Here is a 15,174-nt window from a genome sequence, read left to right as displayed (position 1 = left end):
GCCCCGAGCCGCCCCCTCCGGAACCGGAGCCGCCCCGCACGTGGTGGCGGCGCGTCGTGCAATACCTGGAGCTGGACACCTGGGAAGGGCGGGGGGCCTTCTGGCTCGTGCTGGCCGTGCTCGTCGTCGGCTTCGGGCCGCTGGGGGTGCTGGCGGTCGCGGACGTGAGCGGCACGGCCCGCCGGATGCTGGTCGCCGCCGGGCCTGTGTCCATCTGTCTGGGGTTCGCCGTCCTCATCCTGTGGTGTGGCCACCGGTACGGCGAAGGGCTTCAGTGGTCGCGCCGCCAGACGTGGGGAATGGCGGTGATGTTCCTGGGCCTGGGCCTGCTGGGCGGCCTGGGCCTGTGGTTCAGCGAGGGCTGACACCCGAAGCAGGGCCGCCTCAGCCCTGCTCCGCGCCCTCGAAGGTGACCTTCGCCTTGTTCATCACGTGCTCCACCGCGAGCAGGTACCAGCCCAGCTCGGCCAGGCGGCGGGTCGTCTCGGGCGACTCGCGCAGGGCGGCGTGGGCGTCCTCCGCGGTCAACCCGAAGGGCTCCACGTAGTCGCGGATCAGCTGCTCCAGCTTCTCCGGCGTGAGCTGCAGCTTCTCCGCCTCCGTGACGGCCTTCAGCGCGATGCCGATGTGCAACCGGCGCTCGGTGTCCGCGCGCGTGGTGGGGTCCGTGAGCCAGCCCTGGAGCGCTTCCTGCTGCTCGTCCACGTCGAAATTGTAGGCGACCATGGCCTGGCCCTCGGCCTGGACCCAGCGGCGGCGGAGCTCCTCCTCCACCAGCACCCGGGGAAGCTCCACCGGCGCGCGCCGGGCCACCTCGTCCAGGACCATGTCCTGGGCCCGGGCCCAGAGCTGCCCCGCGACCTCGTCCTCCAACTCCTCGCGGATGTTGCTGAACACCTCTTCCAGCGTGCTGCCCATCCCCAGCTTCTGGAGGAACTCCGGGGAGCTGTCCGGGAGCATCGTCACCTGGTGGGCGCCGATGATGTCCACCAGGAAGCGGGCGGGCTTCCCCTGGAGGCCTTCGACCGGGTAGTCCGCCGGAAGCTCCAGGGCGATCTGCATGGACTCGCCCACCTTGCCGCCTTCCGCCAGGGCCTCGCAGAACCCGGGCAGCGCCTCGATGGGCGCCAGCTCCGTCGTCATGCCGAAGCGCGCGGAGAAGGGGATGAGCTTGCCGTCGCAATAGCCCACGATGTTGAGCTGGACGTCGTCGCCCGGCTCCAGCGCTTCGCCCTTCTGACGCTCGCGCGTGGTGGCCAGGGCGCGGCGCTTCTCATGGAAGGCGCGCAGCAGGTCCTCTTCCGTGAGGTCGTCCGGGGTGGGGACGCGCACGGCGAGGCCCTCTAGAGAGGGGGCCTGCACGCTGGGAAGCTTGAGGGCTTCGGCGGAGACGCTGCTCACCACCGGGCTCATCTTCAGCAGCCGCTCGACGCCGCGGCCCGATCCTGCATTCCCTTGAGGGGGGGTCACGAATGCTCCCGGGAGATAGACGACGAGTCCGCGTCCGCGCCAATGGGGAACAAAGCGACGGCTCGGCATGGACTGAGATCTAGTCCAGCCGAGCCGCTCTGACAAACCGCAAGGGTTTGAACGCCTACTTTACTTGAAGAAGGCGCCCACGATGCTGGACACCGTGGAGACCGCGGCGCCCACCTGGCTGACCACCGGGATGTTGGTGGCCGCGGCGATGGAGCCCACCGCGGTGATGACCGACGTCACCTTCTTGCCGACGCCCGCGTTCTTGTCCATCAGCGTCGCGCCCGCGTTGGCCACGTCCACCGCGGCGATGGCCACGTTGACGCCCGGAGCGAACCGGCCCAGCGCCTTGGCGGCGGTGCCCGCGGCGGCCTTCGCACCCTGCTTGAGGGCGGCCTCACCGGCCTCGCGGCCCACCGTGGACAGCGCGGCCTTGGCGGCGGAGCGCGTCCCGCTGCCCAGGATGCCCTTGGCCAGCGTGCCGCCCGCCTTCGCGGCGTCGCCCGCGGCGGTGGTGACGGCGCGGCCCACGTTCTTGAGCGACGCGCCCTCCATGATGCCCTTGGTGGCGGCGCCCTTGACGGCCTTGAGCACGTCGTCGCTGGCGTTGGGGAGCGCCTTCTTGAAGGTGTCGAAGGCCGCCTTGCCGGCGTCCAGCTTGCCCTTGAAGATGCTGCCGCCCAGCACGCCGCCCATCACCTTGCTGCCGACGATGCCGCCCGTCGCGGCGGAGATGGTGGACTTGGCCGCGTCCAGGGAGGAGCGCGTGGCGGTGATGATGTCGTCCTTGCTGCCGGAGCGGATGGCCTGGCGGACGTCCTTGAAGGCCGTGGCGCCGGCGGCCACCGCGCCGGGGATGCCCGCGTAGCGCATGGCGGCGCCCATCTGCGCGCCGAACTTGGTCAGCCCCTTGAAGCCCTGGGAGAAGGTGGGGTTGCGCACGAAGTCCAGGTTCGTCTTCCCGAGGATGCCCTGGGCGCCGGTCTTGATGTTCTTGATCTGCTGGAAGGCGTCTTTGCTGAAGTTGATCGCCTTGGACGCCTGGGTCGCGACCGCGATCCCGCCCTTCACGAGCTGCTTGTTGGCCTCGAAGGTCTGCTGGACGTTGGTGCGGACGGCGTTGAAGGTGCGCTTGATGTCGGGGAAACCCATGGTGGGCCTCGTAGGTTCGGAAGAGGTGGAACTTGAACGGATTATCGGACGCGGAGCGCGCGAGTTGCTTGAGGCTGATTTTCCAGGCCTACACGCGCCGGCCAGGTGCGGCCTGAATGCCAAATCCCTGGAATCATTGGGATTTTTTTCGGGCTATTGGGACGAAGGGCTAGGGGCGCTTCCGGACGAGCAGCTTGTCGAACATCTTGTTGCTGGCGCTGTTCGAGAAATCGAACGTCAGCGAGTCCGTCACGCTGGTGCTGCCCTCGACCGTCGTGAAGCCGTGGGAGAGGCTGCTGCTGCTCTTGGTCGACATGTTGGTGTCACCGAAGAGTGCCGCGACCTTGCCCTTCTTCAAGAAGGCGCCCACCTTGTCGTTCTTGGCTTGGCTGTTCAGGATGTGGCACCCCAACAGGGTGCACTCCGAGTCCGTGCCCGGATCGCAGACGATTCGCGCGGCATTGCCCAGGCCGGTGTTCTCGACTGAAAATGTATAGTTGAAGGCCAGGTCAGGGGCGTGGATGACGGTGATGTCATTCACCCCCGACTCCTTGGTCGCGTTGTTGGAATGGCGGATCCAACTGGAGTCGATGCTCTGCGCGATCAGCTGATTGGCCTCTTGCAGACCGGCCTCGGCGAGGATGATGACGTTGATGCCGGGCTCGGCAATCACCAGCTTGGACAGCTGCTCCGCGAACCCCACCGCGTTTCGCAGGGAAGCGCCGCTGATTGAACCCGTGTAGGGCAGCATGCCCCCCGAAGTCCGAACGGCGGCCGAACCGGAGTACTGGCTCGTGGCATCAAGGGATTGATAGTAGATCTTGAGGTCCGGCTTGCCGTTGACCCTGGCATGGATGAGCAGTCCATGGTGGTCGCTGAAGACGGCGCTGGAGAACCGATTGACCAGACCGCTGAGCGCGACCTCGCCGACCTTCTGGTCCTTCTTGCTCAGCAGCGAGTAATAGCCTTTGGAATCCTGGTCGAAGCTCCACTCGGCGTAGGTCCGCGAGACCGGGATCGTGATGGGCAGCGTCGTCACGTCGTCCATATCCAGGTGGAACTGGAGGGTGACGATCATCTCCCGCAGCTCGTACAGGCAATCCAGCAGCTCGTCGTCCCGGGACGGCTGCTCCGTGAGGGTGCCGAAACCGGTGGGCGGTGTCTTGGCGAGCAGCTGGTCCTTGAGGCCGGCGTTGAGGGTCCTCAGCTGGTTCTTGACGAGCTGGATGCCAAGCGCGGTCGCCTGGCCTCGCTTGACGAGGGCGGCCCGGGACCGGAGCCGCTTGAGCCACTCCTGACGGTAGTCGGGGGCGCTCGACCTGGGCTTCTCGGTGGTCTTCTTGGTGATCTTCCCCTTGGCGTCCACCGTGTACGAGCGCTTCTCGGATTTTTGCTTTGGCATGGAAGCCTCCCTCGCGAACCTATCGCAAAAGGCGGCGGCCTGGAGTCATCCGGCCGTGCGTCCATGCCCCTCGACCGTGCGCACGGGCGGGGCTGAACTTGTAGGGACGGGCTTCGCCATGCCGACGGTATGCTGCTCCGTGGATTTTCATGGGGCGTCGGCCCCAGAGGAGCGCGCGTCATGCATTGGCGGAAGTCCCTTCTCACGCTGGCAATGGCGGGGGTCCTGGTTGCCTGCCAGGGCGGGAGCAGTGGAAGCGACGGAGGGACCCCGCCTCCGCCGCCGACGGATGGTGGGGTGGACGCTGGCGTGGAGGATGGTGGGGTGGACGCGGGGACGGATGCGGGCGCTCCCTACACCGCGACCGTCAGCGTCGCCGCGACACGGACCGACAGCCGGCTGGCCTGTTTCAAGGGCAACGGCGAACCCGAGTGCGGTCTTCGCCTGTACCAGGTCATGGTCGAGGCCTTCGTCGATGCCGACAGCACCGCGGACTCCAACACCGGCTACGGCACCAGCCATCACAAGGGAGACCTGCAGGGCGTCATCAACAGCCTCGACGCCATCAAGTCGACGGGCGTCAACGCCCTCTGGCTGACCCCCATCTTCAACAGCGTGCCCATGAGCGGTCAGGACGACTGGGCCAGCCGCCTGGATGCCACGGGCTACTTCGCCTCGGACTACTTCAACGTCGACCCGAAGTTCGGCACCAACGCCAGGCTCAAGGAGCTGGTGGAGGCCGCCCATGCCCGGGGGCTGTATGTCTTCCTGGATGGCGTATTCGGCCACTACAAGGTGAATGCCAGTGATTACGCTTCGCCGCTGGGCCGCAAGCTCTCCACCACGGGAGAGCAGGGGGGCACCGGGCGGCGGGCGGTCTATCCGGGCGACCTCGACTTCTTCAAGGAGGTCGCCGCGCACTGGGTGACCGAGTACAAGATCGACGGATGGCGCCTGGATCAGGCCGCGCAGGTTCCGGTGCAGTACTGGGACGACCTGCGGACCGCCGTCGCCACTGCCGCGGCGGACGTGAGCTACACGAACGCGGCCGGCCAGAGCGTCCACCCGCTGGGGTACATGGTGGCGGAGATCTGGAGCGGGCCGGCGGACATCGCCAGCAATGGCTATGGCACCACCGCGAGCCCCGCGCTGCGGTCCACGTTCGACTTCCCGATGCGCTACAGCCTGGTGCAGACCCTGGCGGTCGAGGAGTCCGGCACGGGGAACCGCGGGGCGAGCAACCTCCAGGCCGGGTATCAAAGCCAGCTGGCGTATCCGGCCCACGCCATGCCGAATTTGATGCTGACCAACCACGACCTCGTTCGCTTCGGCGACCTCCTCCAGCGAGGCGCCCTGGCGCAGCCCGGGGACAGCGCCTGGTGGGCGCGGCACAAGGCCGCCTTCAGCGTCATGGCCGAGTACAGCGGCCCCATCACCCTCTACTACGGGGATGAGGTCGGACAGGAGCTGCCGGGCTTCGCGGCGAAGGAGGACAACGCGACCTGTGCCCTCCGGGGCGTCTGCGACGACCATGTCTCCCGGACCTCCGCCATCGTGGAAGGAGTCCCGACCACGGTGGGCGCGCCCGCCACGGTGCTCTCGCCCGCGCAGGCGGACCTGAAGCACTACGTCGCTTCCCTGATGGCGCTGCGCGAGGCCCATCCGGCCCTGGCCAATGGCAGTCGGACGCACATCTACTCGGACGACAACGTCTTCATCGACCGCAAGGACAAGGGCACCGACAACGTCCTGTATGTGTTGAATGTGAAGGCGACGCCCGCGGTCATCACCGTGGCCGGGACGGCCATTGGCAGCGCGGGGCCCCTCGTCGGGCTGCTGGGCGGCACTGACGTGGCCCTCGCGGATGGAAGGTATGTGATTGAGCTGAAGCCGTTCGACGGCAGGTTCTTCGACATCGCTTCGCCGACGGCGGAGGGTCCGCAGACAGGCCCCGGAGGCGGGCTCTCCGGTCAGGGGCCGCTGGCCCGTTGTGATGCTCCGACGGTCGACGGGCTCGGCCCGCTCGGCAAGGAGATGTTCATCCGGGGCAGCTACGTCGGAGGGGACAACTTCGGTGCGACGCCCGCCAACCGCCGGTTCGCCTACAAGGGCGACAACCTCTACCAGGTGGTGGTCAACGAGCCGGACGTCACCGCCTATACCTTCAAGTTCGCCAGCGCGGACTGGTCGACGGAGCTCGCGGTGTCGGGCGGGGCCCCGGTGGTGATTGCCTCGGAGCAGCCCATGTCGCTCGCCGCAGGTCCCGGCAAGGAGTCCTCCCTCGCCATTCCGGAGGCCGGCGACTACGTATTCAGCTTCCGCATCAACGCCACCAAGAACGGCGGCGAGCTGATGGTGAGCAAGTGCCCCTGACGCGCTGACCGGTCCGTCGCCCCTCACGGAAAAAGCCCGGCCATCCCTCGCGGGTGCCGGGCTTTTTCATGATGAGACGTTGGCGCTGAAAGGCCTAGCAGGTCTTGTTGTAGAGCGCGATGCAGTTGTCCTTGAACTGCTGCAGGCTGCACTTGCCGTTCTGCTGACAGGTGGCCCAGCCGTTGTAGCGCGGGTCCCGACAGTACAGGAGCGTGACCCAGCATCCGGCGCCCATCGCGGAGACGTCGCCGCTCGAGTCACCCATCGACGCCAGAGGCTCTTCCGAGCTCATGGGGCCGAAGTCCAGGTTGATGCTCTGGCCGGACTCGGTCGTCACCGTCTGCACCGTGTCCGACGAGGCGTCCTCCGTCCCCACACCACATCCCATGAGAGGAACCGCGGCCAACATGAGTCCCAGGAGCAGCTTCTTCATTGCTGTTCTTTCTCCCTCAGAGAATCAGGAACGCCTGAGGGGGCGTCGTCACGTGGAGGGACGGCCTCCACACCTGGGACTCTATCTCAATGCAAACCAATATAAACCAGCAAAAACTGGAATATCATATAGAGCACAAAATCAGGTTCTTGGAATTCGCGCGGCATCAGGTGGGCGCCTTAGCAGGCAGGGAAGCAAGGGCCCCTTTTCCCGCACGTGCTCGACGTATCCTTTTCCGCCTGTCGCGTGTCTCCCCGATATGAGCACTGAGTCACAAGATCCGCTGGGCGATGCCGTCAAGGTGTCCTGGCGCCGTTTCCTGGATACCTACGAGCCGCTCCGGCCGGATCTCTACCGGTACTGCCGGCAGCTGACCCGCAGCCCCTGGGATGCCGAGGACATGGCCCAGGAGACGATGGCCCGGGCGTTCGCGAGCCTCGGCATCATGGCGGAGCCACCGCGCAGCCCGCGGGCGTGGCTCTTCCGCGTCGCGAGCAACCTGTGGCTCAACCAGCTGCGGCAGGCGCGAGAGGCCCCGGCCCCCGACGGCGTCGAGTTCGCGGATCCGGTGACGCGGGCCGAGCCTCGCGCGGCGCGTGAGGCCGCGGGAACGCTGCTCTCGCAACTCGCTCCTCAGGAGCGAGCCGCGGTCGTGCTCAAGGATGCCTTCGGGTTCTCACTCGAGGAGACCGCCGAGGCGCTGTCCACCACGACTGGAGCCATCAAGACCGCGCTGCACCGGGGGAGAACGAAGCTGGTGACGCCGGAACCGGCCGAACCGGCGCCGGTGGCTCCCGCCGTCCTCAACGCGTTCTGCGACGCCTTCAACGCGCGGGACCTCGATCGTCTCACGGCGCTCCTGCTCGATTCGGCGACCCTGGAGTATCCGGGCTTCAAGATCGAGTCCGGGGCCCAGGCCGTCCGGGACGGCTCGTTCAAGGGAACGCTCTTCGGCTGTCCCGAGGGCGGCTACGTGCTCGTGGATCCGCCGCGTTGCGAACTCCGCGCGCACCGGGGCGAATGGCTCTTCCTCTGGTGGTCGGGAGACGCAGTGCATGCCGTCGTGCGGGTCGAGCTGGAGAACGACCGCATCACGCGGCTGCGGGACTACTACCATTCGCCCGAGGTCCTGACCGAGGTCTGCCGCGAGCTCGACGTCCCCTTTCGCACGCACGGCTACCCGCCTGCTGCCTCACACTGAAGGAACTGCCATGACCATCCACACCGTCAGGTCCGCTGATGGGACCTCCATCGCATTCGAGACGACCGGCAAGGGTCCACCGCTCATCCTGGTCGGCGGAGCGTTCTGCGACCGCACGGCGCCGACCTCGGGAACACCGCTGGCGGCCCTGCTGGCCCACCGCTTCACTGTGTTCAGCTACGACCGGCGCGGCCGTGGGGACAGCGGAGACACACCGCCCCATGCGCCCGAGAGGGAAGAGGAGGACCTCGCGGCGATCATCACCGCTGCCGGTGGATCCGCTGCCGTGTTCGGCAACTCGTCAGGGGGACTCCTGGCCCTTGATGCCGCGGCGCGAGGACTCCCGATTTCGAAGCTCGTCGTCTATGAGCCTCCCGTCATCCTCGATGCGGATCGGGCCAGAGCGTTTGAAGGCGTCGCGAAGCAGCTCGACGAGGCCGCCAAGGGGAATCGCCGTTCGGAAGCCGTCGAGCTGTACTTCACGAAGGTGATGCAAGTGCCCGCGCCAGCCGTCGAGCAGATGCGCAAGGCGCCCATGTGGGCGGGCCTCGAGCACCTCGCGCACACGCTGAGCTACGACCTGCGCATCACGGCCCGTGGCCCGTCGCGTCTGGAGCAGCTGCCGGCCGTCCGCGCGGCCACGCTGGTCATGGACGGAGGTGCGAGTCCGGACTGGATGCGACAGGCGATCCAGACCCTGGCGCGGGCCATTCCCGGCGCACGTCACCGGACGCTGGAGGGACAGACGCATGCCGTCGACCCCAAGGCGCTCGCCCGGGCGCTGGAGGAGTTCCTGGGCGAATGACCTCGGGCGCCGGAGCTCCTCGCGCCTTGAGGCGGGGAGCTTCCTAGGGCTTGCGCTTCGGGGGATGGCCAGCGGCGGCGGCTTCGCGCAGCTTGTCCTTCTTGCTCTTGCGCCGGCCCTTCACGCCGCCGTTCACATCCAGCGGCGGTGCGGCGGGCGCGGCCGTCTCCGTCGGTTCGAAGCCCGCCACCTGCTCTCGCGCGACGGCGAAGTGGTTCCGCTTCTCGATGAGACGGAAGTGGGCTTCGGTGTCGGCGCTGACGAAGCTGATGGCCACGCCCTGCTCGCCCGCGCGCCCCGTGCGGCCAATGCGGTGCACGTAGTCCACGGTCGAACGGGGCAGGTCGTAGTTCACGACCGCGGGCAGTCCCGCGATGTCCAGGCCGCGTGCGGCGACGTCGGTGGCGACGAGGACGCGCACGCGCTTCGCCTTGAAGTCCGCGAGCGCCTGCGTGCGGGCCCCCTGGCTGAGCTCTCCGTGCAGCGACGTCGCGGGGATGCCGGCGCGGCTGAGCTTCAGCGCGACATGGTCCGCCGCGTAGCGGCTGGCGACGAACGCAAGGACATGGGACCACGCGTGGGTCTCCAGCAGCTGCCGCAGGAGCATCGTGCGCCGGGGGGCATCCACCAGGATGGCCCGCTGGACGATGAGGTCCGCGGAGGGCAGCTCGCCCTCGTCGACGTCGATGCGCGTGGGCTCCTGCAACAGCCGCTCCGCGAGCGTGCGCACGGCGGGTGGGAACGTGGCGGAGAACAGCAGGTTCTGGCGGCGCGCGGGCAGGAGCGCGAGCAGGCGGTTGAGCTCGTCGGCGAAGCCCAGGGAGAACAGCCGGTCGGCCTCGTCGAGCACCAGCGTCTCCACCTGCCCCAGCCGGAGTGCGTTCTGCTCCACGAGGTCCAGCGCGCGGCCCGGCGTGGCCACGACGATGTCCGCTCCGCCCCGGAGCGCCAGCATCTGCGGGTTCGCGGAGACGCCGCCGACCGCGAGGCAGGTCTTCAGCGGCTTCTTCAGGTGCCGGCCGTACTGTTGGACGGCTTCGACGATCTGCGCGGCGAGCTCTCGCGTGGGGACCAGGATGAAGGCCCGCACCGGTCGGACCGAACCGCCCGGGCGCGCCCGCAGGGCCTCCAGGAGGGGCAGCAGGAACGCGGCGGTCTTCCCCGAGCCGGTCTTCGCCGAGGCCTGGACATCGCCGCCGCGCAGCACCACGGGAATGGCCGCGCGCTGCACCGGCGTGGGTTCGTCATATCCGAGTTCGGCCACGGCACGGGTGAGCGCGTCCGACAGGCCGAGCGAAGCGAAGGTCATGGGGAGGGGAGCCTTGGGGTGGCACGAAGCGCCGTCATCCTAACCTGCCCCGAGGCTCGACGCGGGAACGAGCATGAACAAGGGCTCACGCGCATGAGAAGCGGCACCGCCCGCGCTTCACCCTCCAGCGGTTCTTCTCGGCACACAGGGCCCTCATTCCGCCTGGGGCCGGCTTCATCTCCTCGATACACTCGCAGCGGCGCTCCCACCTCCCAAGACAGGAACGACGCGTGACCTCCAGGCCGTGGCGATGGCTCCTCGTACTGACCCTCACCGCTTGTGCCGGCACGGATCCCGGAGGAGGGGAGGGGCCGACCGGAATGGAGTGCACCACGGAGTTGCGCCCCCACTTCGACGGCGAGGGCTGCTGCGGCGAGCCGGTCGGGGAGCCGCTCTGCTCCACTGGCACCATCGTGTTCTGCGAAGTGCGTGATGCCCGCTCCGAGCCCGTCGGCTGCTACTACAAATACAACAGCACGAAGTTGCGCTGCACGAGCTGCCAGAACACCAACGACTGCGTGGCCGATGCAAACCGCATCTGCGGGAAGTGAGCCCGATGTGGGCACGGCCGAGCAGGAGGCTGCCGCGCTGATGCGGGTGTTGCAATGATTCAATCCGCAGTCGCGGATGATGTGTTTTATGCCTTGTCCAATTCGACTCGGCGGAAGGTCCTGGAGCAGCTGTCGGCCGGGCCCGCCACCGTCAGCGAACTGGCGGCTCAAATAGCTCGGGGGCCTGCGCTTCCCTCCGTCGCCGGGTACAGCACCTGTCGCCCCCGCACTTGCGCGAAGGCGGTGAGCCGGTGCGGCTCCACGCGCGTGGGGCTCGTGATGTGCGTCACCAGGACGCCCCGCGCCCAGAGCGCATCCGCCACCAGCGAGCGATGGCAGCGCCAGCGCAGCGCCTCCGCGCACATCAGGGCCACCGGCCCGTGCAGCGCCACCTCGCGCAGCGCCTCCAGCCCCTGCGTGAAGTCCTCCGTCAGCATGTAGTCCGCGTAGCCGCGAAAGCTCAGGTTGCGCCAGGCCGCATTGGGCGAATCCTTGCGCGCACGCCGCAGCCCGCCGAGCGCTGGCAGGTGCAGGTGCTCGACGCCCACCCGTGCCAGCGTTTTTCCCAGCACGTCCACGTTGAACTGCGGGTTCGTGCGGGAGCGCGGCACCGTGCGGATGTCCACCAGCGTCCGCACGCCGTTCGCCCACAGCATCTCCACCAGCTCCTCGATGGTGCGCGTGGAGTGGCCCAGCGCGAACACCTGGACGCCGCTCCACCCTCTCGCTCGCCTCGGTAGCTCCATTGCCGGTCCCCCCTCCAATCTTGGACGTGGGCCCGCGCCCGACAAGGCACCTCGGCGCTAGCGCAGCGCCGCGAGCGCCGCGCTGACCTTCGCCAGCGTCACCGACACGGGCGTCGTCACCTCTGGAGCGAAGATGGCCACGCGGAGCTCCTCGAAGGCCCACCGCAGCTCCTGCGCCGCCTCCTGGTCGCGTACGGTGGCGGACCTGGCGATGAAGGACTCCCACAGGGGGGTGAAGGGCGCGGCCTTCGCCGCGTCCTTGGCGGGGTTCGCCACCGCGCGCGACAGCCGTGCCTGGGCCGCGCGGAGATAGCGCGGGTAGTGCAGCAGGCGCATGAGGGGAATCCCCTCGATGAGCTTCGCGGGGAACAGGTGCCCGAGCTGCGAGCGGATGTCCCGCACCGCCGCCGCGCCGCTCGGCCCCTTGGATGCTGCCTTGAGCGCGGCGAGCGTCTCGGCGAGCTCCGCGGAGGCGGCGACGACGGCGTTCGCCCAGTCCCGGGCAGCCTGCTCGATGCGCGGTGAGCCCTCCCGGACCAGCGCCTCGAAGGCCGCCTTCGTGCGGGGCAGCGGCGCACCCGGTGCGAGCTTGAACGCTTCGTCGACGCCTCGTGTGAGGACGAGCGCCCGGAAGGCGTCGGCCTGGCCCCGCGCGGGTGGCGCGCCGTCCAGGGACGGGAAGGGCGGCGGCATTCGCGCGGCGCTGACGGCCACGTGTCCTCGCGCGGCGAGCATCAGGAGCCGGCGGAGCCCCACGCGCGTGGCCGCTTCGGCGGCGTTCGAGGTCTCGAGCAGCACCAGGTCCACGGTCGCGCCCCGGTCGACGAGCGCGGGGTAGCTGCGGACGTCGAGCCCGCCGATCCGCCGCGTGACCACGGAGGGCAGCTCGCCGAAGGTCCAGGCGGTCAGCCCCTTGCGCTCCCATTCAGTGGCCGGTGCCGCGCTGCGAAGCGCCGCCCGTGCATGGCCCCCGTGCTGCTCGAGCAGCGCGTCGGCGTCGCGGCTCCGCGCGAGCTCCTTTCCCCGCTCATCGAGCACCCGGAGCGTGACGCGCAGGTACGGCACCACGGCATCCGCCCGGAAGGACTCCTCGGGCACGTCCATGCCGCACAGCCGGGACACCGCACGCGCGAGCGCAGGAATCATCGGCCCGCGGAAGGGCACGAGTTCCTTTTCGAGACGGTCGACCAGGTCGGGCAATGGCCCCAGCTGCTTGCGCTGCGCGCGGGGGAGCTGCTCGAGCAGGGCCGTGAGCTTCTCCCGCTGCCACCCGGGGATGGTCCAGTCGAGCTCCCCCGGGACCAGCTGGGCGAGCAGCAGCAGCGGCACGCTCAGGGTGATGCCGTCGTCCTCGGCCGAGGGGTCGAAGGTGTACGTCACCGGCACGGACACGCCGTGCAGGGAGATGGAATCCGGGTAGCGCGCCGGGGACAGGCCCGGGTCGTCCGAGAGAGCATCCTCCATCGTGAGGACGAGCACGTCGGGGTCGGCCACCTCGGCCTTGCGGCGCCAGGCCTCGAAGCCCGCTCCGTCCGTCACGTCGTCCGGGACGCGCCGGTCGAAGAACGTCAGCAGCGCCTCGCTGTCGAGCAGCTCGCTGCGCCGGGCCTTGTCCCGCAGGCGCGCCACGCGCTCGAGCACCTGGCGGTTCTCCTCCTGGAACGCGCCCCGGGTGCGGTACTCGCCGCGCACCAGGGCATGCTCCAGGAACATCAGCCGTGCCTCGGTGGGGTCCGTGTTGGCCAGGGGCACGGGGCGCTCCTTGAAGACCTGGAGCCCGAAGAGGGTCGCGTTCTCCTTCACGATGGCGCGCGCGGACTTCTCCGACCAGTGCGGGTCGGAGTAGCTGCGCTTGAGCAGGTGGGGCGCCGCCGCCGCGAGCCACTCCGGGTCGAGCTTCGCCACGGTGCGCGCGAACAGCTGGGACGTCTCCACCAGCTCGAACGCCATCACCCAGCCGGGGGGCTTCCTCGCGAGCGCCGACGAAGGGTGGACCATGAAGCGCGTCTGCTTCGCGCCCGTGTAGAAGCGCTGCTCCGGGTTCCACTGGCCGATGCGGGACAGCAGCCCCGTGAGGAGCGCCTGGTGCAGCACGTCCCCGCGCGCCGGGGCGCCCCGGCCCTTGCGCGGCAGGCGCAGCTCCTTGACGGTCTCCTCGAGCTGGCGCTGGACGTCCCGCCACTCGCGCACCCGCAGGAAGGACAGGAAGTTGTCCCGGCACACGCGCCGCAGATGGGACGTCCCCCGGCCCTCGGCCTCGCGCACGAACGCCCACAGCTTGAGCAGCCCCGCGAAGTCCGAGTGCTCGTCGCGGAAGCGCGAGTGCGACTCGTCCGCCTTCTGCGCGAGCTCCCGGGGCCGCTCGCGCGGGTCCTGCAGGTTGAGCGCCGCGGCGACGATGAGCACCTCGTCCAGGCACCCGTACTCGGCGCCGGCGAGAATCATCCGCGCGATGCGCGGGTCCACCGGGAAGCGCGCGAGCTGGTGCCCGAGCGGCGTCAAGGTGCGCTCCTTGCCCTCGATGGCCCCGAGCTCCTCGAGCACCCGCCAGCCCTCGGCGATGGCCTTCGGCTGGGGCGGGTCGAGGAAGGGGAAGTCCTCGACGTCACCGAGGCCGAGGGACTTCATCCGCAGGATGACCCCCGCGAGCCCGGTGCGCTTGATCTCCGGGTCGGTGAAGCCGGGCCGCGAGGTGAAACCCTCCTCGTCGTAGAGGCGCACGCAGATGCCCTCGCGCACGCGTCCGCAGCGCCCCTTGCGCTGGTCGGCGCTGGCCTGGGAGACCGGCTCGATGTGCAGGCGCGTGGTGCCCGAGCGGGGGTCGTAACGCGACAGGCGCGCCACCCCCGTGTCCACGACGTACACGATGCCCGGGATGGTGACGGACGTCTCCGCGACGTTGGTGGCGAGGATGACCCGGCGCTGGGGGATGGTGGCGAAGACGCGCGACTGCTCGGCGGCGGACAGGCGCGCGTACAGGGGCTGCACCACCGTGCCGCGAAGCTCGCGCGCGTTCAGGGCGTTCTCGGCCTCGCGGATCTCCCGCTCGCCGGGAAGGAACACGAGCACGTCCCCGTCCGGGTCGAGCGAGATCACGTTCGCCACCGAATCGGCGACGGCGTCGGCGAGCTCGGCGTCCTCGGGGGGCGGCTCGTAGAGCACGTCCACCGGGAAGGTCCGGCCCTCCACCTGGATGACCGGAGCGCCCCCGAAGAACTGCGAGAAGCGCTCGGTCTCGATGGTGGCCGAGCTCACCACGACCTTGAGGTCGGGGCGCCGGGGGAGGATGCGCTTGAGCCACCCAAGCAGGAAGTCGATGGTGAGGCTGCGCTCGTGGGCCTCGTCGAGCACGATGGTGTCGTAGCGGCTCAGGAGCGGGTCGCTGTGGATCTGCGCGAGCAGGACGCCGTCGGTCATGAACTTCACGGCGGTCCGCTTGGACGAGCGGTCCTCGAAGCGGATCTGGTAGCCGACGTCCGTGCCCAGCTCCGTGCCGAGCTCGCGGGCCACGCGCGCCGCCACGCTCGTCGCGGCGATGCGCCGGGGCTGGGTAACGCCAATCTGGCGCGGACGGCCGCGCCCCATGGCGAGCAGGACCTTCGGCAGCTGCGTCGTCTTCCCCGAGCCGGTAGCCCCCGCGACGATGACCACCTGATGGGCGGTGATGGCCGCGGTGATGTCCTCCACCCGGCTCGAGATGGGGAGCTCGGGGGGGAAGCGCAGGGT

The 15,174-nt window shown here is 69.1% G+C and carries 12 protein-coding genes; 5 read left to right on the top strand and 7 right to left on the bottom strand.

What is annotated here, in order from left to right; genetic code table 11:
* On the top strand, window positions 1-365 hold a 365-nt coding region (locus D7W79_RS25985), incomplete at its 5' end, for a hypothetical protein (protein WP_244221968.1).
* Between the two features lie 19 nt (window positions 366-384).
* On the opposite strand, the gene D7W79_RS25980 is transcribed toward D7W79_RS25985, so the two are convergent.
* The 3 genes from D7W79_RS25980 to D7W79_RS25970 form a co-directional block, all read right to left on the bottom strand.
* Window positions 385-1,401 carry a trigger factor gene (locus D7W79_RS25980; RefSeq protein WP_244221967.1) on the bottom strand — a complete coding sequence of 339 codons (1,017 nt, stop codon included), beginning with the start codon at window positions 1,399-1,401 and terminating at the stop codon, window positions 385-387.
* Window positions 1,402-1,599: 198 nt separating this feature from the next.
* Window positions 1,600-2,628, bottom strand: a complete 1,029-nt coding sequence (locus tag D7W79_RS25975) for a hypothetical protein (protein WP_120528084.1) — start codon at window positions 2,626-2,628, stop codon at window positions 1,600-1,602.
* 169 nt (window positions 2,629-2,797) lie between these two features.
* On the bottom strand, window positions 2,798-4,030 hold the full coding sequence (locus D7W79_RS25970; RefSeq protein WP_120528083.1) for a hypothetical protein: 1,233 nt from the start codon (window positions 4,028-4,030) through the stop codon (window positions 2,798-2,800).
* 297 nt (window positions 4,031-4,327) lie between these two features.
* Between D7W79_RS25970 and D7W79_RS25965 the strand changes: the two genes are divergently transcribed.
* Window positions 4,328-6,403 carry an alpha-amylase family glycosyl hydrolase gene (locus tag D7W79_RS25965; protein WP_244221966.1) on the top strand — a complete coding sequence of 692 codons (2,076 nt, stop codon included), beginning with the start codon at window positions 4,328-4,330 and terminating at the stop codon, window positions 6,401-6,403.
* A 94-nt stretch (window positions 6,404-6,497) separates the two neighbouring features.
* Here D7W79_RS25965 and D7W79_RS25960 read toward each other — a convergent pair whose 3' ends face one another.
* Window positions 6,498-6,836, bottom strand: a complete 339-nt coding sequence (locus D7W79_RS25960) for a hypothetical protein (protein WP_120528081.1) — start codon at window positions 6,834-6,836, stop codon at window positions 6,498-6,500.
* A gap of 259 nt (window positions 6,837-7,095) precedes the next feature.
* On the opposite strand from D7W79_RS25960, the gene D7W79_RS25955 reads away from it, so the two are divergent.
* Window positions 7,096-8,037: a sigma-70 family RNA polymerase sigma factor gene (locus D7W79_RS25955; RefSeq protein ID WP_120528080.1), complete on the top strand. Its 942-nt coding sequence runs from the start codon at window positions 7,096-7,098 to the stop codon at window positions 8,035-8,037.
* Between the two features lie 10 nt (window positions 8,038-8,047).
* Complete coding sequence (locus tag D7W79_RS25950) at window positions 8,048-8,842, top strand: alpha/beta fold hydrolase (protein WP_208729840.1); 795 nt, start codon at window positions 8,048-8,050, stop codon at window positions 8,840-8,842.
* Window positions 8,843-8,885: 43 nt separating this feature from the next.
* On the opposite strand, the gene D7W79_RS25945 is transcribed toward D7W79_RS25950, so the two are convergent.
* Window positions 8,886-10,151 carry a DEAD/DEAH box helicase gene (locus D7W79_RS25945; protein WP_120528079.1) on the bottom strand — a complete coding sequence of 422 codons (1,266 nt, stop codon included), beginning with the start codon at window positions 10,149-10,151 and terminating at the stop codon, window positions 8,886-8,888.
* Between the two features lie 320 nt (window positions 10,152-10,471).
* Between D7W79_RS25945 and D7W79_RS25940 the strand changes: the two genes are divergently transcribed.
* On the top strand, window positions 10,472-10,702 hold the full coding sequence (locus tag D7W79_RS25940; protein WP_120528078.1) for a hypothetical protein: 231 nt from the start codon (window positions 10,472-10,474) through the stop codon (window positions 10,700-10,702).
* 167 nt (window positions 10,703-10,869) lie between these two features.
* Here the strand turns inward: D7W79_RS25940 and D7W79_RS25930 are convergent, their stop codons facing one another.
* Together D7W79_RS25930 and hrpA are read right to left on the bottom strand one after the other, a co-directional pair.
* On the bottom strand, window positions 10,870-11,448 hold the full coding sequence (locus D7W79_RS25930; protein WP_171437145.1) for a DUF488 domain-containing protein: 579 nt from the start codon (window positions 11,446-11,448) through the stop codon (window positions 10,870-10,872).
* Window positions 11,449-11,505: 57 nt separating this feature from the next.
* A partial coding sequence (gene hrpA / locus D7W79_RS25925; RefSeq protein WP_244221965.1) for an ATP-dependent RNA helicase HrpA occupies window positions 11,506-15,174 on the bottom strand: 3,669 nt, incomplete at its 5' end.

The sequence above is a fragment of the Corallococcus exercitus genome (assembly GCF_003611585.1).
Lineage (GTDB): Bacteria > Myxococcota > Myxococcia > Myxococcales > Myxococcaceae > Corallococcus > Corallococcus exercitus.
This window is presented reverse-complemented; position numbering and strand designations above follow the sequence as displayed.